Below are 18,787 nucleotides of genomic sequence, written 5' to 3'. Positions count from 1 at the left end.
CGACGGGATTGCGCCAGGAACCTGGACGGAGATCGATGGTGCGAAGGCACCCGAGGGTCCGACGGCGGCGGATCCTTGCGGCGAATGTTGCGCCGGGTCCGCGGCGGTCTGGCCGGCCTTGGCGCTAGGGGTAGCTGCCGAAGGTGATGCTGCACCGCTGGGGGAAGTGCTTGCCGTCGTGGAAGGAGCGCCAGATTGTGTTGAGCTTTGGCTGTCCGCGCTTGTAGTGTCCTGGGTCTGTGTTTCCTGGCCAAAGAAGGGCAACTCAAGAGCCTGGCTAACGGAAGCCGCGGCCAACAAGATGCCTAGGGCGCCGGTCACTACCGCCATTCGGTTGCTCATCGTCCTGACGGCGGCGGCCTTCTTGAGGACGGCGTGTGGTTCGCGGCTGAATGACGAACCAGTAAAGGTCGCCGGACCGGCGCCGGCACGGGGCGCCGCCGAGGGTGCCGTTGTGCCTGCATTCTCGGCTTCGGCGGGTTCAGCTGCCGCAGGAGCCACGGTTGGGGCAGGCACTGTTGGAATGGCCGCGGTGGCGGGCTCTGCTGTCGCGGGAGCCAGTGTCGGAACGGCCACGGTCGGTATGGCCGCGGTTTCACTGGCTTGGGAAGCCCGCCTTCGTTCGGCCGCCCGGGCGGCCGCGCGCGTGGTGGGCGCCGCCGTCGTGGTGGTTGCCGCGGGGGTGGGCGCCGCCGTCGAACTCAAAGGTTCGGAAGCCGGTGCAGCGATGAACGGTCCACTGTCATTGGCCCGACGGCGTCCGGTTGCTTTGGTGCGCTCGCGTGCCACTTGGGCACGGCGAGGCTGATCCATGGTTGGGGACATGGTGATTGCCTCTCAACGCCTTCGAGGTTAGCTGTCGGGTTCGGACGAGGCCGTCCGGCCGCGCGTGGCGGCTTCACCCCGAGGGCCTGTGGAGAAGTAGTAGGCCCGGAGACTCTGGGTCCCCCGTCTCTGCCGCGGGTCTGGCGGATTCCGGGTTGCGGCAGAGCTCGGCGTCAACCTGGAAGCGGCCCAGTTGGGGATTGGGTCGCCCCTCGACCGTACAACAGCCGGCAAGCAATGTCACATTTGAATAACGGGCGGAGCGGCCTGTTTTTGCCGGGCCTGCGCCGCGATGAGTCCGGCGACGTGGGCGGCGTCGCGGCCGACCCCGCCTACGAGGCCAGAGGTCAACCCGTATTGGAAGGGCATGCCCACAAAGAACAGTCCTGGCAGTTGTTCGACGGCGCCCCGGCAGGTGAGCGGCCAGCCGTCCTCATCCGCGGGAAGTCCTTGGATCCAGCCAAAGTCCGGTTGGTAACCGGTAGCCCAGATTACGGTGGAGACCCCGAACGTCCTGCCGTCATCAGCTTGGGGTTGGCCCTCGCGGGCGCCCGCCAGGCGTGGCAGGCGGGTGACTCCTGCGGCGTCGAGTTCTCGCGTGGAGGTCCGGATCAGCGGCGCGCCGTGCTTGGTGAACCCGACCGCGACTTTGCGGCCGATAGGGGTGGACCTGTTCAGCACCTTGTGGATGAAGAGCCACCAAAGCCCGCCGGCGTATCGCGTCACCGGGCCCGGGATGTGGAACGGAGGGGTTCCGGCAATGTAGGTGCGGTGCGTGGGTGCGAGCTCCAAGGCGATTTCGACGCCGGAGGTGCCGGAGCCGACCACCAGGACATCTCCGGGCGGAACTGAGTCCGGGTTGGCGTATTCAGCTCCGTGCAGTTGGTGGATGCCGGGATCCAGATCCTTGGCGAAAGCCGGGATCCTTGGTTGCGTGTTCGGGCCCGTGGCAACAACAACGTTCCTGGCCAGGATCGACCCGGAGCTCGACTGTATCCGGAACCGGCCGTCTTCCCGCTCGATGCCAACGACATGGGCACCATGGCGTACCGGGAGCTCCCAGTTCCTTGCGTAGTCCTCAAGGTATTCGGCCATGGCGTCTTTGCCGGGCAAGCTGCCTCGGGCGGCGGGAAATGGCAGGCCGGGAAGGGAATCGTGCTGCGCCGGGGTGAAGAGCCGCAAGGAATCCCAGCGGTTCCGCCACGCGTCGCCAATACGCTCCTGCGAGTCCAGGATGAGGATGTCTTGCCCGTGTTTCTTCAGGTGGAATCCAGTGGCGAGCCCTGCCTGTCCGGCGCCCACAACTACGGTGTTCACTGCCTCATTGCTATCCATCGCGAAGCCTCCTGAGGTGTTCGAGATCATTAGAATAGCATTCCAGTCACTGGAATGCTATTCTTTTCCCGTGGAAATCCGGCACAATGACAGGCGGTTAGCTCAAGCCGCCGCAACCAAGGCTGCCGTGGTGGAGGCCGCCCGCGAGCTGTTTCTGAGCAGGGGATACGTGGCTACCACCATCGGGGCTGTTGCCGAGCAAGCCGGTGTGGCTATCCAGACCATCTACAACTCCGTGGGCAACAAGGCCGCGTTACTCTCGGCCGTGGTTGACGCGACGGCCGCGGGTCCGGATGCCCCACGCTCCGTCCCGGAGACCATGCGCGAGCGGACTGCCGCAGCCCCCGACGCCGGGGCGGTCCTGGCGTTGTTGGCCGACTGGTTCGCAGAGGTGCACCCGCGAAGCAGCCAATTGTTCAGCGTCATGAGGCAGGCCTCCGCCGTCGACGCCGAAGCGGCAAAAGTGGAGCGCGACCGGGCCGAACTCCGGCTGAGGAACTATGCGGAAGCGGCGGCTGCGCTCAGGCGGCGCGGGGCATTGACCTCCGGCATGAGCGACGAGCAAGCCGCTGCCGTGATTTGGTCGGTGGGTCACCCGGACACCTACCGATCACTCGTGCTGGATTTCGCTTGGGGATTGGACCGCTACCGGGATTGGGTCCACGCGGCGCTCAAGGCCGCCCTCGCGTAGCTTTCTACGTGTTGCTTTGCTCTTCTGCCGCGGCCGTCTTCTTCTGGGTTTCCAGCCACGCCATGATGTCCGCGAGCCTGATGCGGCGATGCGTGCCGCGGTATTCCACCGGGATTTCGCCACGGTCGGTCATGTTCCGCAGGTAGGTGTGCGAGATTCCCGCGAGTTCGGCCGCCCGCGACGTCGTGAGCATTTCCTCGACGCTGCTGACGGTCACCGCTTCGCCCCGGCCCAGCCTGCCGAGGAGGTCGACGACGGCGTCCCTCGCCTCATCCGGCAGCCGATGGACCGTGCCGTCCACGAAAACCGTGATGTCGTTGCTGTCCTTGAGTGAGCGTGCCAGGTTCCGGGCGTCGTCCGCGGGCAAGCCAGGCGTAACGCGGGGAGCTATCAATGCCATGGCAGAAGCCTAGCGGCGCCCAAGGCTGTGCGGTTACGCCCTCGTGTTAGATTCACGCCTATGGTCAACTACCCCGCCAATCCGGATCCAGCTCCCGCCGTGGCCGCGGCAATCGATCTACTGGTGCGGCAAGGCTACGACGCGACCTCCGTGGACGACCTCGCCGATGCCGCAGGGATCAGCCGGAGCACGTTTTTCCGCAAGTTCGGTTCCAAAGAGGACATTGTTTTCGCTGATCACGACCGGATTCTCGGGCGGGTCCAGGAGTCGCTTTCGGGAACGACGGCGGATCCGTTACGTGCCGTCGTGGACGCGGCGCTCATGGTCTTTAGCCACCATGTGGGCAACCGGAGGACTTCCCTGGCCCGCTACGAACTTCTGCATCAAGTGCCGGCCCTTCGTGATCGTGAACTTGTGATGACACATCGCTATCAACGGGCTTTCCGGAATCATCTCCTATCTGTGCTGCCCGAAGGCGAAAGCCGGGAGGTCACGGCGGTGGCCTTTGCCGCATCGGTAGTCGCCCTGCACAACAGCGTCCTGCGCCAATGGCTGCGGGCGGTTTCTGCGGGCGAACGCGGCACGGGTGCCGGGGATGAGGCGCGTGCTTGGCGCGATGCGCGGGAAGCTGAAGCCGAAGAACTGGCCGCCAGGCTCGGGAATGAATTGGGCGCATTGGCGGACACGTTCGCCCGTGTTTCAACCGGCGAGGCGGGTAGCGACGCAGCCGGTGCCGCGTCCGCGCCAGGCGGCCGGCCCGCCGTCGTGGTTGCCGTCCTCGATCCTGCAGCGGGTACGGAACGGATCCTTCAAGCAGTCCGGGACGCCCTGGCTTAGTTCATCCAGCAGAACCCCCCGCTGGTACTGAGTTCCTTGACATGAAACTGAGTGTCAGCGCATGCTGGGAGTCGCAGATCGAAACCCCAGAGCGAGGATTCCCCCATGACGACGACGTCCAATAGCACCTCCGAAGAACTGGATGCCTTGTTTCCGGCTGGGACTGTTTTCCCGGCCGGCACCATGGAGCCCGAGTATGTCCTCAACGAATCGCTGGACCCGGACCCGGCCTCCGTTTTCAAGGACATCAGCGGCGAAGACCGCGCCTACTGGGACCGTGCGCGGACCTTTGTCCAGGACGAGGTGCTCCCGGTCATCGCGGGGTACTGGGAGCGCGCGGAGTATCCGCTGCACTTGGTGAAGCGTCTCGGTGAACTTGACCTCCTGCGCGACGGAATCAACATCGACGGGTTCCCTGCCATGAGCAAAACCGCCGCCGGGCTGGTCACCATGGAACTGAGCCGCGGCGACGGGTCCATCGGCACGGTGGTCGCGGTCCAGGGTGGTTTGGCCCTTCGATCCGTGGCCGAATGCGGTTCCCCGGAACAGCAGGCCCGCTGGCTTCCCGCGCTTTCCCGGGCCGAGGAATTCGGTGCCTTCGCGTTGACCGAGCCCGCGCACGGCTCCGACTCGGTGGGACTCGAGACAACTGCGACGGCCGTCGAGGGCGGGTATGTGCTCAACGGTGAAAAGAAGTGGATCGGCAACGGCTCGATCGGCGGGCTGACCGTCGTCTGGGCCCGCGGCGACGACGGGCAAGTCCACGGATACCTCGTCCCGCAGGATTCCCCCGGATACTCTGCCACGACCATCGAAGGCAAGCTCTCACTCCGGGCCATTTGGCAGGCACATATCCGCCTTGAGAATGTCTTCATCCCGGCGGAAAACGTGCTCCCGGGTGCCCGGAGTTTCAAGGACACGGCCCGGGTGCTCTTGGCGACCCGGCTGGGAGTGGCCTGGTCCGCCGTCGGGCATGCCACCGCCTGCTACGAAACCGCGGTGCAGTACGCTGCCCAACGCCGGCAGTTCGGCCGCCCGCTGGCCGCTTCGCAGATTGTGCAGGAGCGACTTACCCGGATGCATTCGGAGCTCGCCACCATGCAGCTCATGGTCATGCAGATGACCAAGCTGGACGAAGAGGGCGTGCTGACTCCCGCTCAGGCGGCGCTCGCGAAGTTCACATGCACCCGGACTGCCCGCAGCATCGCCTCGAACGCGCGCGACCTGCTCGGGGGCAATGGGATCTTGTTGGCCAACCGCGTGGCCCGGCACTTCGCCGACATAGAGGGCATCCATACCTATGAAGGCACAGAGACCGTGCAGGCGTTGATTATCGGACGCTCGATCACGGGTATCTCCGCCTTCGCCTGAGCGGCGGCCCCACGGTCGCCCCGGCCGCGCCCCCTGAGACGCGCCCCCCTTGAGACGCGCGCCCCCCTATGCGCCCAAAATCCCGGACGCTCGCTCGGATATGAGCCATATCGACGTAACGCGCGCTCAGATCAATGCGGTCGTCTAGGGCCCAATGCGCCCCACCACTGCTATCGCGAAGCCACCCCACGCGCGTTTCTTCTTTGTCTCGCGACCAAGCCCACGCTGTTCGAGGAGCGTCAGCCCCGCGGATCGCAGAAGTTCGGCAAGACGCTCCCGCGACGGCGGTGTCCTGTCCACGCCGAACATCAACGGTTCGCCCGCTGCCTTAGCCGCTGCCCTCCCGAACCGCCAGTAGGGCATGCTCGACTCAAGGGTCTCGGTTGTGATGTAGTCGAATGCGAGCAAACTGCCGTTGGCGCAACTCGCGATCTTGCGCAGCGTGTCCTCGATCGCTTCCCGGTCGAGGTACATCGTGACGCCTTCCCAGAGGAAAAGTGCCGGACGCCCAAGGTCGAACCCCGCGTCCACGAGTTTGGCGAGCCAATCATCCTTCTCAAAGTCCGCGGGCACGAACGCGACCTTGCGTAAGTCGATTCCTGCCTTTTCCAGTATTTCGCGCTTGACCGCCTGCGTCTTTGGGGCATCTACCTCGAAGGAGCTGACGGACGTGTCCCGCGGGAGGCGGTAGGGGCGTGTGTCGAAGCCGGCGCCGAGGATGACCAACTGGTCGGTCCCGGGAAGTGCGCGGTCCACGGCGCCGTCGAAGAACGCGACCCTGGCCGACGCCTCGGCTTGTGGAGGTATCTCGCCCTCAAAGGGGTACCGGAAGGTCTTCGGGACGAAACCGGTGACGCGGTGCGCGAAGAGCGTCGGCCAGAACGCCAACCGCATGCCCAGCCAAGGAACGCCGGGCAGCAGGGGCAACAGCCGGTTCGCTGCCTGGTCTTCGCGCACGCCGAAATTGTGCATCGCCCACCTAGCAGAGAGCGGAGCCTGCGCGCTCGTCGAAACCCCGGAAGGCTTCACGGCCAGAAGCTTCCCGACCCAAATCACATAGCCGAGCAACGAGACCGGAAGCAGCAGGATGCTGAGCGCGTAGAACGCGACGGCGGCGTCCGGCTTGCGCATTTCCGGCTCCTTTCGGCTAGTCAACGGTGAGCGAGCGTTCGACGGGAAGCCACCATATGTGAGCGAGCGTCGGGCGGGAAGCCACCATATGTGAGCGAGCGTCGGGTGGGAGGTGCCTACTCCGCGTCGAGGTCTGTTTCCAGCAGCGTCACCAGGGAATCGAGGGCAGCGTCGGCGCCGTCGCCCTCGGCCCGAAGCACCACGACGTCGCCCTTTGCCGCCCCAAGCGTCATGAGCGAAAGGATGCTGGCGGCGTCGAGCGCGTCGTCGGCAGGCGAACCGGCCATCGCGATGGTCACTTCAACCGGGGATTCCCCCGCGGCTTCGGCAAAAATCGCCGCCGGACGGGCGTGCAGTCCGGAGCGGCTGGCGATGGTGGCGGTGCGTTCGGGCATGGTTTCTCCTTGTGTTCAGGTAGGGGGCAGTACGGCTGGGCTCAGAGCCCGAGTTCCTCGAGGATCGGCAGTTTGGCGCGGACCCAGGCCTTCGCATCAAGCGCATCGGGTGCGCTGAGCGCCAGTCGGGCGAGCTCCTGCGCCTGTTCCAACGTCACCGTTTTGAGCACGGTTCCGACGGCGGCCAGCGAGCGGGCGGTCATGGACAGTGTGGACACGCCCAAGCCAACGAGTACGACGGCGAGGGCCGGGTCCGCGGCAGCTTCACCGCAGACGCCAACGGGTTTGCCGTTGCCTTCTTCGGCCGAGCCCGCCACTGTCAGCTGGACGAGGCGCAGGACGGCGGGCTGCCACGGGGTGTTGAGTTCGGCGAGGGGCCCGAGTTGCCGGTCGGCGGCCATGGCGTACTGGGTGAGGTCGTTGGTGCCGAGGGACGCGAAGCCCACGTGGCGCAGGACCGACGCCGAGGTCAATGCCGCCGAGGGAACTTCCACCATCACGCCGGGTGTCTTGATGCCCGCGGCATCGCACATCGATGCGAAATGGGCAGCCTCGGCCGCAGTCGAGATCATGGGTGCCATGACCCACACCTCAGCTTCTGTTTCGTCGGCCGCTATGGCGATGGCCTCGAGCTGGCGGTCCAAAACACCGGGTGTCGTGAAGTCGGTGCGGTAGCCGCGCACGCCGAGGGCCGGGTTGGGTTCGGTGGCGTCGGTGAGGAAGGGAAGGGGCTTATCGGCGCCTGCATCGAGGGTCCGGAGCACTACTTTCTTGCCCGGGAAGGCGTCGAACACGCCCCTGTACGCGGCGGCCTGTTCAAGCACGGTCGGTTCGGTGTCGCGTTCCAGGAAGCAGAATTCGGTGCGGAAAAGGCCCACGCCCTGCGCGCCAAGCGCGGCGGCCGCGGCAGCGTCCTTGGCGCCGCCGACGTTGGCGAGGAGGGGCACCAAGTGGCCGTCCGCCGTCGTGCCGTTGCCGTCAAAAACCGCCAGGGTGGCGGCATTTTCGACCCATGCGAGGGCGGCCGCGCGCTGTTCTTCGCTGGGTTCGAGGGAGAGTGAGCCGGCTGCGCCGTCCACAAAGACTTCTGCGCCGTCAGGAATTTCGTCCACTCCGCGGGCCGCGACGACGGCGGGCAGGCCGAGCGAGCGCGCGATGATCGCCGTGTGGGACTGCGGTCCGCCGCCCGAGGTGACCAGTGCTGTCACGACGGCGGGGTCCAGCGTTGCGGTGTCGGCCGGAGCGAGGTCTTCGGCCACCAGGATAAACGGAGTGTCCGACGCCGGGATCCCCGGGGCAGGGACTCCGCGAAGTTCGGCGACGATCCGCGCGCGGACGTCCAGGACGTCGGTGGCGCGCTCGGCCATGTATCCGCCCAGGTTGTGGAGCATTTCGGACACGGAGGCGCCGGCTTCCCAGATGGCGCGTTCGGCGGAGCTGCCGTTGTTGTTGATGAGCTTGGTGGCCGACTTCAGGAGCATGGTGTCCTTGGCCATGAGGGCGGTGGCTTCCAGCACCGCCTTGCCGTCGCCACTGGCCTTGTCCGCGCGCGCTTTGAGTTCGTCGTGGACCGACTGGGCCGCCGCTTTTAGGCCGGCGACGGCGTCTTCCGCGGTGGTCGATGCGGCTAGCTGCTCTCCCGACGGCGGTTCGCTGACTGGTTTGGGCATCTGACGGATAGTGCCAATGACGCGGCCCGGGCTGACGCCTACTCCTTGGAAATTCTGCACTGAAATCCTCTGTTCCTGCTCTCGGATCGGACCCGGCGGCTGCGGCGCCTCGGGATCCGAAAAAATCTCCTGTGACTCACTTCATATAGCGTTGCTATAGGTGCTAGGGTAGCGGCTATGAGTTTCGATGACCAGCTTCCGCCCAAAACTCGGCTGCTCCGTGCAGCTGCCGAGTTGCTGGCGAATTCGGATGGGTCGCCGGTCTCTACGCGCCAAATCACCAAACTTGCCGGCGTCACGGCGCCCACGCTTTACCACCACTTCGGCGACAAGGAGGGGCTGTTCGACGCCGTCGTTGCAGCCGGCTTCGAGGAGTATGTGGCGGGAGAGCGGGACTTCGCTCCCTCTGGGGTTCCCCTGGAGGACGTCCGCCGGATGTGGGACAACCACGTCCAGTTCGGACTTACCCAACCGCACCTTTACCTGGTGATGTTCGGCAACATCCGTCCGGAAAGCAGGCCGGCCATCGTGGCTGATGCCGAGTCGCTTCTGGAGGAGATGCTGAGCAAGGCGGCCATTGCCGGGCAGATCAACGTACCCCCGCGTGAGGCGGCCAGAAGCATCCTGGCGGCCAACGTTGGCGTCACGCTCATGCTCATTGCAGAGCCTTTGGAAGACCGGAACCTCGAACTTTCCACCATGACCCGGGATTCCATGATTTTCGCCGTGTCCACGGAAACAGCCCGTGGCGCCGCAGCAGACGACTCCGGCAAGTCGTCCGTTGTTGTTGCGGCAATCGCGCTGAATGCGGCACTCCAAGCCTCGCATTCAGACCAGCTATCCAGTTCGGAACTGAAGCTCTTTCTTGAATGGCTTCACCGAATCTCCAGCAGCTCCTAGAGCTGTCCTCTTTCGATAGATATCGACTGATTCCGCATTGATGCGGGACTCACGTTAGGAATTCACACAATGGCAACAGCGTCAGTTGCGAAACAGCGCACCAGCGTGCGCGTTGGTGTCCAAAAGTTCGGAACGTTCCTGTCCGGCATGATCATGCCCAACATCGGGGCCTTTATTGCATGGGGCCTCATTACCGCCCTGTTCATCAAGACTGGATGGTTGCCCGTCCCCGTGCTCGGCGGCTTCGGCAACGACGCTGCCGGTACGCCTAACGTGGGCCTCGTTGGCCCCATGATCACCTACCTGCTGCCGCTCCTGATCGCCTACACCGGCGGCCGGAACGTTTATGGTGCGCGGGGTGGCGTCGTCGGGGCGATCGGTACCATGGGCGTGATTGTCGGCGCCGGCATCCCGATGTTCATTGGCGCGATGATCATGGGCCCGCTCGGTGGCTGGACCATGAAGAAGATCGACTCCATCTGGGAGGGCAAGATCCGCGCAGGCTTCGAAATGCTGGTGAATAACTTCTCCGCTGGCATTTGGGGCGCCATTTTGGCCATGCTTGGCTTCTTCGGTATTTCTCCGGTAGTTACGCGCTTCAGCGAGGCAGCGGGCAACTTCGTCCAGTTCCTGGTGCACAACGGGCTCCTTCCGCTCACCAGCATCTTCATCGAGCCCGCCAAGGTCCTCTTCCTCAACAACGCCATCAACCACGGCGTACTGACGCCCTTGGGGATCCAGCAGTCGCTGGACCAAGGCAAGTCGATCCTGTTCCTGCTGGAAGCCAACCCCGGTCCGGGTGCCGGGCTTCTCCTCGCTTACATGTTCTTCGGACGCGGGGCGGCGAAGGCCTCGGCGCCGGGCGCTTTCATCATCCAGTTCCTCGGGGGGATCCACGAGATCTACTTCCCGTACGTTCTCATGCGTCCGCTGCTGATCCTCGGAACCATCGCTGGTGGCATGACAGGCATTGCGACTCTTGCAATCACCAACTCCGGCCTCGTGGCTCCCGCAGCCCCGGGATCCATCTTCGCCGTCATTGCGCAGACCTCCCGGGATAGCTATGTGGGCGTCATCCTGTCGGTCATCCTGGCAGCAACGGTTTCGTTCCTCGTCTCCTCGTTGATTCTCCGGACCACGCACCACAGCGATGAGGTCGACCTTGGCGAAGCCACCTCCAAGATGGAGGAAATGAAGGGCAAGAAGAGCTCCGTGGCTTCGGCCCTCGTGGGCTCAGGCGGCACTGCCGTCCTGACTAAGCCCATCCAGAACATCGTGTTCGCATGCGACGCAGGGATGGGTTCCAGTGCCATGGGCGCCACGGTCTTGCGCAACAAGATCAAGGCGGCGGGCTTCCCCGATGTGAATGTGACCAATGCGTCCATTGCCAACCTCAGCGACACTTACGACGTCGTGGTCACGCACCAGGACCTGACAGAACGCGCCCGGCCGGTCACCTCCAGCGCCGTGCACGTCTCCGTGGACAACTTCATGAACAGTCCCCGGTACGAGGAGATCGTGGAACTGGTCAAGAGCAGCAACGCCGGGTCCGGCGCTGAGGGCTCGACGGCGGTCGCCGAACCGGCCGCCGGTGCCCACGCCGCCCAGCCGGCCGCCGCCGTCGGGGGCAAGGAAGTCCTTCTCCCCGAAAGTGTCATCCTCAACGGCACCGCCACGGACCGTGACTCGGCCATCGACGAGGCAGGCAAGCTCCTGCTGGACCGCGGCGCCGTGGACATGGGCTACATTCACGCAATGCATGAGCGCGAGGAATCCGTGTCCACCTACATGGGCAGCTTCCTGGCCATCCCGCACGGCACGAACGCTGCCAAGGACCACATCCTGCACTCCGGTGTATCGATCGTCCGCTACCCCGAGGGCATCGACTGGGGCGGCAAGCAGGTCAAGTTCGTCGTCGGCGTCGCCGGCATCAACAACGAGCACCTCCACATCCTGTCCTCCATCGCCAAGATCTTCACGGACAAGGCGCAAGTGGCCAAGCTTGAGCAAGCCACGTCGGTGCAGGAAGTGTTGGATATGTTCGGAAAGGTCAACGCATAGTGAAGGCAGTCCATTTCGGGGCAGGGAACATCGGACGGGGATTCGTCGGCTTGCTGCTGCACGAGGCCGGATATGAGGTTGTCTTCGCCGATGTCGCGGATGCCTTGATCAGCCAACTCGCCTCCGCGTCCTCCTACGAGGTCCACGAGGTCGGCGAAAATGCCGCGGTCAAGACCGTGTCCGGTTTCCGGGCCCTGAATTCGGGCACCGAAGAGGTTGCCGTCGTCGCGGAAATCGCGACGGCGGACCTCGTCACCACGGCGGTGGGGCCGCACATCCTGAAGTTCGTGGCACCCGTGATCGCGCGGGGCTTAGCCGGCCGCTCGCCGTCGTTGGCTCCGCTCCAGGTGATGGCCTGCGAGAACGCGATCAACGCCACGGACCTCCTGCGTTCCGAAGTGGAAGCGGCGTGGGACGGTGCCGCGGGCGATCTTTCCTCCGTTGCTGTTTTTGCGAATACCGCGGTGGACAGAATTGTCCCCAACCAGGCGCCGGGCCAAGGCTTGGACGTCACTGTGGAGACCTTTTACGAGTGGGTCATCGACCGGACGCCGTTCGCGGGGGAGGCGCCGGTCATCCCCGGCGCGACCTTCGTGGACGAGCTCGGGCCGTATATCGAACGGAAGCTCTTCACGGTCAACACGGGACACGCCTCGGCAGCATACTTCGGCTACGGCGCCGGCTTGGAGAAGATCTCCGATGCGATGGCCGACGCCTCCGTGGCCGCCCGGGTGCGAGCCGTGTTGGAGGAAACCAAACAGCTTCTCGTGGCCAAACACGGCTTCGTCGAAGCTGAGCAGGAGGCGTACGTGCAGAAGATCCTGTCCCGCTTCACCAACCCGTACTTGCCGGACACCGTGAACCGGGTAGGCCGTGCTCCGCTCCGCAAGTTGGGCCGGCACGAACGGTTCATCGGCCCGGCGGCAGAACTGGCCGAGCGCGGAGTCACTCCCGTCGCCTTGCTCGACGCGATGTCGGCCGCCCTGCGTTTCGACGACGGGGCCGACGACGAAGCCGTGGAACTCGCCCGGATGCTTTCAGAGATGGACGCCGCCGAAGCGGTCGAGCGCATCACGGACCTTCCGCCGTCGCACCCGTTGTTCCCGCAGGTGCGGAAGCTGATCGAAGACCGGAAAGCCGAGGCCTAGACAGCCAGGGCCGGGCTGGCGACGCTCGCTCAGATATGCGGGCTTTTTTCCGAACGCTCGCTCAGATATGCCGGGGTATTTCCCAAACGCTCGCTCACCCTCCTTCACATGATGTGGAGGAGGGTGAGCGCTTTGGGCTCCAAAAGTGAGCGAGCGTCGATCAATTGCCGAGTTCTTCCGACGCCGTTCTTCCGGCGGCCTGGACGCGCCGCAGGAAGTCGGTAATGACTGCGATTTCAGCGTCGTCGTAGTCTGCGCAGATGGTGTCCATGAGGCTGTTCATTCCCGAGTAGAGGCGGAACATCTCGGCGTTTCTGTCGGGAAGAACCCGGATCACTACGGCGCGCCGGTCGGACGGATCGCGGTCCCGGACAATCCAGCCTCCGCGTTCAAGCCGGTCGAGGATGCCAGTCATGGTGGCCGGGTGCAGGCCCGCGTGTTTGGCCAACATGCTCGGGCTGAGCGGCCCGCGGCTCGAGATCAGGTCAAGGCAATCAAGGTCAACGTCCTTCAGCTCGGCTTGGGTGCCGACCTGGTGATTGAGTACGGCTAGTTGCACGCGCACGCCCCGAAGCTCGGCTTTGAGCTCAGCGACAGCACGCCGCCGACGGCGCGGAGTTGCCGCCTCTTGATTTGATATGGAACTCATATGATATCGTTTCTGTATTGTATGGTTTTCCTAGGACAAGAATACCGGAGGCCGCATCACATGAAGATTGCAGTATTCGGGGCGAACGGCCCCACCGGAAGGATTCTCACCGCACAAGCGCTCGACGCCGGACACGTCGTCACCGCTGTCACGCGCAGGCCGCACGAATTCCCGATTTCCGCTCCCGGCCTAAGTGTGGTCGGCGCCGATGTGTACAACTTCGAGTACGTGAGCGCCGTCGTCGAAGGAAGTGATGCCGTCCTCTCAACCCTCGGCGTTCCATACAGCCGCCAGCCGATCACGGTCTATTCAGTGGGCACCGGCAACATCATCCGGGCAATGGGCAACCACGGCGTCCGTCGATTGGTCTGCGTGAGCTCAAGCGCCACCGACACTACGGCCGGCCCGCATGGAGGGTTCCTTTTCGAGAAATTGCTGCAGCCACTCGTTACCAAGCTGCTGGGGAAGACCCTGTACGAGGACATGCGGCGAATGGAATCTGCTGTCGCCGCCAGTGGCTTGGATTGGACAATCATGCGGCCTTCCGGTCTTTTCGAAACCGATTCCGTGACTGAATACAAGATGGCCGTTGACTACATAAATGGCACTTTCACGTCGCGGGCCGACCTGGCGGACTCCATGCTGAGGCAACTCACTTCGGACGAGTTCGTGCGCAAGAACGTAGCAGTTGCAACCTTTTCGCAGAAGCCGAGCCTCATTCAGCTGCTTTTCCGCGAGGCCAGCAGCAAGAAGGCCGCGCCGGATAGCGTCCCCGAGGGAAAGTTGTCATGAGCCGTCTAGCCATCCAGTCAGTGGTCCGTATCGCTGGGCTTGTATTCGTCGGCCTGTTCGCGGGGTTCCTCGCTGGGATACTTGTCTTGGAATTGTCCTTGCGGCAATTTAGCAGCACGGTTTACGCCCAGCTCCAGCAGGTGGCCCTCGTCGGGCTGCCTCTCCTGGCCTCAGTCCTACTGTTTCCAGCGCTGATTGCCACGGCGGCCCTGGTATTGATGGAGCTCAAGACAAGGGATCGCGGTTTCTGGTTGGTGGCCGGCGCCCTTGGGCTGCTGCTCGCGGCCTTGATCACCACACTCGTGGTCAACGTTCCTATCAATCTGGCCGAAGCTGGATGGAACGTCAGCAACCCGCCAGGGGACTGGGCGGACATACGCGACCGTTGGCAGGTGGGCCACGCAGTACGAACCTTTGCGGCGTTGTTGGCCTTCGGAGCTTTGTCAGTCGCCGCGGCGCGACAACCGATCCGCCGTCGGAGTTTGCAGCCCGCGCCAGCATAAGTCCCGGCGCCCAACGCTCACCCGCCTTTGGCGGGACAGTCGAAACCCTCCTTCACATGATGACGTGAAGGAGGGTTTCGGGTTTTGCCGCTACATGTGAGCGAGCGTTGGAAGAACCGCCGCTATATGTGAGCGAGCGTCCTAGCGGGCGGAGGCTTCGACGGCGGTCGTCTCGGTTTCGGCCATGGCCTCCCACTCGGCCACACGGGCCTGGTGCAGCGGAGACTTCCGGACCAGGGCGTAGGCCACGGCGAGGATCGCGAACCAGATGGGCGTTACGAGCAGTGCCGTGAGGGTGTCCGGCTGCGTCGTCAGGGCCCAGACCAGGAAGCCGAAGAACGCGAAGACAACCCACACCATCACGATCCCGCCGGGCATCTTGAACGTGGATGCCTCGTGGAGGTGAGGCCTGCGCTTCCGGAAAACGAGGTAGCTGGCCAGGATGATCGACCAGACGAACATGAAGCAGACGGCGGACACGGTGGTGACCATGTCGAAGGCTGCTCCAATGTCCTTGCCCGCGTAGAGCAGTGCGACGCCGCCAAGGAGCAGCACGCAGGACAGGAATAGGGCGTTCTGGGGAACCTTGCGGCTGGAAAGGCGGCCGAACATCTTGGGGGCATCGCCGTCATTCGCCAGGCCAAACACCATGCGCGACGTCGAGTAGATACCGGAGTTGGCCGAGGACATGGCGGAAGTCAGGACCACGAGGTTCACCACGGTGGCCGCGATGCCCAGTCCTGCCAGGGAGAACATGGCGATGAATGGGCTGTGGCCGGCCTTGAACTCGGTCCACGGGATGACGGACATCAGGATGATGAGCGCGCCGACGTAGAACAGCATGACGCGGACCGGAATGGCGTTGATGGCGCGGGGCAGGTTGTGCTCCGGGTTCTTGGTTTCGGCCGCGGCGGTGCCCACCAGTTCGATACCCACGAAGGCGAAGACCGCGATCTGGAAGCCGGCAACGAAGCCCATGAATTCCTTGGGGAAGAACCCGCCGTGGCTCCAGAGGTTGGTGAAGCTCGCGGCTCCGGCGTCGGACTTGAAGCCGGTGGAGATCATCACGATACCCACGATGATCAAAGCGGCAATGGCGATGATCTTGATGAGGGCGAACCAGAATTCAGTCTCGCCGAAGGCCTTCACGGTGGGGAGGTTCAAGAGGAGCAGGATGACGATGGTCGCGAGGCCCGGAATCCAGAGCGGCACCCCCGGCCAGAGCTCATTGGCGTAGCCCGCGATGGCGATGACATCGGCCACCCCCGTTACCACCCAGCAGAACCAGTAGGTCCAACCGGTGAAGAAGCCTGCCCAGGGACCGAGGAGGTCGCCGGCGAAGTCGCTGAAGGACTTGTAGTTCAGGTTGGACAGGAGGAGCTGTCCCATGGCGCGCATGACGAAGAACAGCATGAAGCCGATGATCATGTACACGAAGATCACGGACGGACCGGCGACGGAGATGGTCTTTCCGGAGCCCATGAACAGGCCTGTGCCGATGGCGCCGCCGATGGCAAGCAGCTGGATGTGGCGGTTGCTCAGTGAGCGTGCCAGATGCGGCTCGCTGTCTTTGCTGGAGGCAGTGCGTTGCCCCGTGGTTGTCTGGTCAGACATTTTTGCATCCTTCGGGTGATTCGCCGCAATGGTGACGTGGCTAACAAATCTGCTAGTCCAAAGTAACTCGAACAATCGAAAAGATTGTGATTGATCGTTTCACCCAGAATTCATGAAGGCTAGCAAAAAGAATCCTCCAGCTTGTGTCAGGCTGGTGCTATGAGTCACACAAATCCAGGAGTGAAGCCGCTGTTGAGCATGGTTCTGGACGAAGGCGTCTTCACGCTCCGCCGGGCCCATTGGGAGGACCTCCCCGCCATTCTGAGATTGCTCGCGGCCGATCAGTTGGGTAGTTCCCGCGAAAACGCCGACGACGTCGGCCCCTATCTGCAGGCGTTTCAACAGATCAATGAGGATCCGGCCCAACTGTTGGTGGTGGGCCACTTGAACGGCGCTTGCGTGGCAACTTTCCAGCTGAGTTTCATCCCGGGCCTGGCCCGGAAGGGCTCGCTGCGCTGCCAGATCGAGGCCGTGCGCGTCGCCGCAGAGTTGCGGGATCATGGCGTGGGTGCGGCCATGATGCAATGGGCCATCGAAGAGGCCCGGAACAGGGGCTGCACCCTGGTCCAGCTCACCAGCGACAAGTCGCGCAAGGACGCCCATCGCTTCTATGAGCGGCTTGGTTTCGTGGCCAGCCACGAGGGAATGAAGCTGGCGCTGTAGCGCCGGCAGCCTGGAGGCAATCTCGAGGCAAAGTCCGGCATCCCTTGATATTTAGGCAGCCTAACTGTTAGGATACCTAAATATGAACACCAATCCAGCTGACGACGCGCTGCTCGCCCTCGCCCAATCATTCCGGGAAGCCTTGCGGCAGAGCGTCTATGTGATGCGTCGCCTCGATTCCGAGGAGCAACTCAGCTCGGCCCAGCTTGGCGTCCTCAAGATGGCGCTCGACGGCGGTGCCCGCGTCGGGGGAATCGCGCGGAACCTTGGGGTCAAGGTCCCCAGCGCCACGGAGCAGATCATCAAGCTTGAGGGCGCGGGCCTGGTCAAACGCGAAGCAGACCCGGACGACTCCCGCGCCGTCCGCGTCGCCGCGACCGCGGCGGGGCGTGCCGCCGTCGAGAAGGCAGACCGGCGCCGCAACGAATTCATCGCCGGGATCCTCGGAGCGCTGAGCCAGTCCGAACGCGACGCTGTCCAAGCCGCCCTTCCGGTGTTCGACAAGATCAACCACTCAGTCCAATACTGAACAAGCCGAAAATAGGAGAGCACTCCATGAAAGGCCAGCTCGCAGAGCAACTGCAGCCAGCGGAAGAAACCCTCGAGGCCGAGAAGGCCTCGTTCCTCAAGCAGCCCAAAGCTGTGTGGGCCACGGCGATTGCCGCCGTCTTCGCCTTCATGGGCATCGGCCTGGTAGACCCGATCCTGCCGGCCATCGCCAAGAACCTCCAGGCCAGCCCCAGCCAAGTGTCTTTGCTCTTCACGAGCTACTTCCTGGTCACCGCCGTCGCGATGCTCGTGACCGGTTTCGTCTCTTCGCGGATCGGCGGCAAAAAGACCCTCATGATCGGCCTTGCGCTGATTGTCGTGTTCGCCTTGCTCTCCGGCCTGTCCGGAAGCGTGGGTGAGCTGGTCGGATTCCGCGCTGGTTGGGGACTTGGCAACGCCCTCTTCGTGGCCACCGCGCTTGCCGTGATTGTCGGCGTCGCGAGCGGCGGAACCGGAACGGCCATCATCCTGTACGAGGCCGCCCTTGGCCTGGGTATTTCCCTGGGCCCATTGCTCGGCGCGCTCCTCGGCGGCTGGCAGTGGCGTGCACCGTTCTTCGGCACGGCGGTCCTCATGGCCGTTTCCTTCATCGCCTTGTTGGCCCTGTTGCCCAAGACCCCGACGCCGGCAACGAAGGCCCGTTTGCGTGACCCGCTCCTTGCCCTGGGCCACAAGGGCCTTCGCACCACTGCGGCCAGTGCCCTGTTCTACAACTACGGCTTCTTCACGATCCTGGCCTTCACGCCCTTCATCCTGGGAATGGACGCCTACGGTATCGGTGCTGTGTTCTTCGGCTGGGGTGTGGCAGTGGCTGTGTTCTCGGTCTTCGTGGCACCCGTGCTGCAGCGTCGCTTCGGCACCACCAACGTCCTGGTCGGCACCCTTGGGGCGCTCTTGCTGGACCTCGTCGGGCTGGGACTGGCTGCGGGGCACTCGGTGACTGCCGTCGTCGTGCTTGTCATTGTGGCGGGCGCCCTGCTTGGCATCAACAACACGCTGTACACCGAACTGGCCATGGAAGTCTCCGATTCGCCGCGTCCCGTGGCCTCGGCCGGTTACAACTTTGTGCGCTGGATGGGCGGCGCGCTGGCTCCGTTTGTGGCGGCACAGCTGGGTGAGCACTTTGGCCCGCAGGTTCCGTTCTTCGCCGCGGCCCTTGCCCTCGCGTTCGCGATCTTCGTGGCCGTGGGCGGCCGCCGGTTCCTGAAGTCCCACGAACCGCACCTCGTGTAGGAGGGCCCAACTAGCTCGCA

At 64.0% G+C, this 18,787-nt stretch carries 19 protein-coding genes and 1 riboswitch; of the genes, 12 read left to right on the top strand and 7 right to left on the bottom strand.

All coding sequences use genetic code 11. The features are described from left to right. The first annotated feature begins 301 nt into the window (after positions 1 to 301). Entirely contained in the window at positions 302 to 808 is a 507-nt protein-coding gene (locus QRN52_RS22940; protein WP_284756097.1) for a hypothetical protein, read from the top strand. A 19-nt stretch (positions 809 to 827) separates the two neighbouring features. Further along, positions 828 to 981, bottom strand: a riboswitch (cyclic di-AMP (ydaO/yuaA leader). Positions 982 to 1,065: 84 nt separating this feature from the next. Here QRN52_RS22940 and QRN52_RS22935 read toward each other — a convergent pair. Continuing rightward, a complete protein-coding gene (locus QRN52_RS22935) occupies positions 1,066 to 2,160 on the bottom strand; it encodes a flavin-containing monooxygenase (protein WP_284756095.1) in 1,095 nt (364 codons plus the stop codon). A 70-nt stretch (positions 2,161 to 2,230) separates the two neighbouring features. Between QRN52_RS22935 and QRN52_RS22930 the strand changes: the two genes are divergently transcribed. Then, positions 2,231 to 2,851: a TetR/AcrR family transcriptional regulator gene (locus tag QRN52_RS22930; RefSeq protein WP_284756093.1), complete on the top strand. Its 621-nt coding sequence runs from the start codon at positions 2,231 to 2,233 to the stop codon at positions 2,849 to 2,851. 4 nt (positions 2,852 to 2,855) lie between these two features. Here QRN52_RS22930 and QRN52_RS22925 read toward each other — a convergent pair whose 3' ends face one another. Continuing rightward, on the bottom strand, positions 2,856 to 3,251 hold the full coding sequence (locus QRN52_RS22925) for a helix-turn-helix domain-containing protein (protein ID WP_284756092.1): 396 nt from the start codon (positions 3,249 to 3,251) through the stop codon (positions 2,856 to 2,858). Between the two features lie 60 nt (positions 3,252 to 3,311). On the opposite strand from QRN52_RS22925, the gene QRN52_RS22920 reads away from it, so the two are divergent. Together QRN52_RS22920 and QRN52_RS22915 are read left to right on the top strand one after the other, a co-directional pair. Next, on the top strand, positions 3,312 to 4,088 hold the full coding sequence (locus tag QRN52_RS22920) for a TetR/AcrR family transcriptional regulator (RefSeq protein WP_284756091.1): 777 nt from the start codon (positions 3,312 to 3,314) through the stop codon (positions 4,086 to 4,088). A gap of 105 nt (positions 4,089 to 4,193) precedes the next feature. Beyond that, positions 4,194 to 5,459, top strand: a complete 1,266-nt coding sequence (locus QRN52_RS22915; protein ID WP_284756090.1) for an acyl-CoA dehydrogenase family protein — start codon at positions 4,194 to 4,196, stop codon at positions 5,457 to 5,459. A 144-nt stretch (positions 5,460 to 5,603) separates the two neighbouring features. On the opposite strand, the gene QRN52_RS22910 is transcribed toward QRN52_RS22915, so the two are convergent. The 3 genes from QRN52_RS22910 to ptsP all read right to left on the bottom strand — a co-directional run bounded on the left by QRN52_RS22910 (position 5,604) and on the right by ptsP (position 8,715). Next, on the bottom strand, positions 5,604 to 6,590 hold the full coding sequence (locus tag QRN52_RS22910; RefSeq protein ID WP_284756089.1) for a class I SAM-dependent methyltransferase: 987 nt from the start codon (positions 6,588 to 6,590) through the stop codon (positions 5,604 to 5,606). A 116-nt stretch (positions 6,591 to 6,706) separates the two neighbouring features. Continuing rightward, a complete protein-coding gene (locus QRN52_RS22905; RefSeq protein ID WP_234751838.1) occupies positions 6,707 to 6,985 on the bottom strand; it encodes an HPr family phosphocarrier protein in 279 nt (92 codons plus the stop codon). 41 nt (positions 6,986 to 7,026) lie between these two features. Next, on the bottom strand, positions 7,027 to 8,715 hold the full coding sequence (gene ptsP, locus QRN52_RS22900; protein ID WP_284756088.1) for a phosphoenolpyruvate--protein phosphotransferase: 1,689 nt from the start codon (positions 8,713 to 8,715) through the stop codon (positions 7,027 to 7,029). A gap of 117 nt (positions 8,716 to 8,832) precedes the next feature. Between ptsP and QRN52_RS22895 the strand changes: the two genes are divergently transcribed. The 3 genes from QRN52_RS22895 (at position 8,833) to QRN52_RS22885 (ending at position 12,764) form a co-directional block, all read left to right on the top strand. Continuing rightward, positions 8,833 to 9,555 (top strand): TetR/AcrR family transcriptional regulator, encoded by a 723-nt coding sequence (locus tag QRN52_RS22895; RefSeq protein WP_059388720.1) that lies wholly within the window; start codon positions 8,833 to 8,835, stop codon positions 9,553 to 9,555. Positions 9,556 to 9,624: 69 nt separating this feature from the next. Further along, entirely contained in the window at positions 9,625 to 11,616 is a 1,992-nt protein-coding gene (locus QRN52_RS22890; RefSeq protein WP_284756085.1) for a PTS mannitol transporter subunit IICBA, read from the top strand. Further along, positions 11,616 to 12,764 (top strand): mannitol-1-phosphate 5-dehydrogenase, encoded by a 1,149-nt coding sequence (locus QRN52_RS22885; protein WP_284756084.1) that lies wholly within the window; start codon positions 11,616 to 11,618, stop codon positions 12,762 to 12,764. The genes QRN52_RS22890 and QRN52_RS22885 overlap by 1 nt, the downstream gene beginning before the upstream one ends. Positions 12,765 to 12,924: 160 nt before the next feature. On the opposite strand, the gene QRN52_RS22880 is transcribed toward QRN52_RS22885, so the two are convergent. Then, complete coding sequence (locus QRN52_RS22880) at positions 12,925 to 13,413, bottom strand: MarR family winged helix-turn-helix transcriptional regulator (protein WP_284756083.1); 489 nt, start codon at positions 13,411 to 13,413, stop codon at positions 12,925 to 12,927. A 60-nt stretch (positions 13,414 to 13,473) separates the two neighbouring features. Between QRN52_RS22880 and QRN52_RS22875 the strand changes: the two genes are divergently transcribed. Both QRN52_RS22875 and QRN52_RS22870 read left to right on the top strand, forming a co-directional pair. Then, positions 13,474 to 14,205 (top strand): NAD(P)-dependent oxidoreductase, encoded by a 732-nt coding sequence (locus tag QRN52_RS22875; RefSeq protein ID WP_284756081.1) that lies wholly within the window; start codon positions 13,474 to 13,476, stop codon positions 14,203 to 14,205. Continuing rightward, positions 14,202 to 14,708 (top strand): anthrone oxygenase family protein, encoded by a 507-nt coding sequence (locus QRN52_RS22870; RefSeq protein WP_284756080.1) that lies wholly within the window; start codon positions 14,202 to 14,204, stop codon positions 14,706 to 14,708. Before QRN52_RS22875 ends, QRN52_RS22870 begins: the two co-directional genes overlap by 4 nt. A gap of 141 nt (positions 14,709 to 14,849) precedes the next feature. Here QRN52_RS22870 and cycA read toward each other — a convergent pair whose 3' ends face one another. Then, positions 14,850 to 16,322, bottom strand: coding sequence for a D-serine/D-alanine/glycine transporter (gene cycA / locus QRN52_RS22865; RefSeq protein WP_284756079.1), 1,473 nt, complete (start codon positions 16,320 to 16,322; stop codon positions 14,850 to 14,852). Positions 16,323 to 16,481: 159 nt separating this feature from the next. Between cycA and QRN52_RS22860 the strand changes: the two genes are divergently transcribed. The 3 genes from QRN52_RS22860 (at position 16,482) to QRN52_RS22850 (ending at position 18,767) form a co-directional block, all read left to right on the top strand. Continuing rightward, complete coding sequence (locus QRN52_RS22860; protein ID WP_284756077.1) at positions 16,482 to 16,985, top strand: GNAT family N-acetyltransferase; 504 nt, start codon at positions 16,482 to 16,484, stop codon at positions 16,983 to 16,985. An 82-nt stretch (positions 16,986 to 17,067) separates the two neighbouring features. Beyond that, complete coding sequence (locus QRN52_RS22855; RefSeq protein ID WP_284756075.1) at positions 17,068 to 17,514, top strand: MarR family winged helix-turn-helix transcriptional regulator; 447 nt, start codon at positions 17,068 to 17,070, stop codon at positions 17,512 to 17,514. Positions 17,515 to 17,540: 26 nt separating this feature from the next. After that, positions 17,541 to 18,767, top strand: coding sequence for an MFS transporter (locus QRN52_RS22850; protein ID WP_284756074.1), 1,227 nt, complete (start codon positions 17,541 to 17,543; stop codon positions 18,765 to 18,767). Positions 18,768 to 18,787 lie beyond the last annotated feature (20 nt).

This window comes from Arthrobacter sp. efr-133-R2A-120 (assembly GCF_030209835.1).
In the GTDB taxonomy this organism is placed as follows: Bacteria; Actinomycetota; Actinomycetes; order Actinomycetales; family Micrococcaceae; genus Arthrobacter.
Note: the sequence above shows the minus strand (reverse complement) of the source record. Positions and strands in the feature narration are given on the sequence as shown.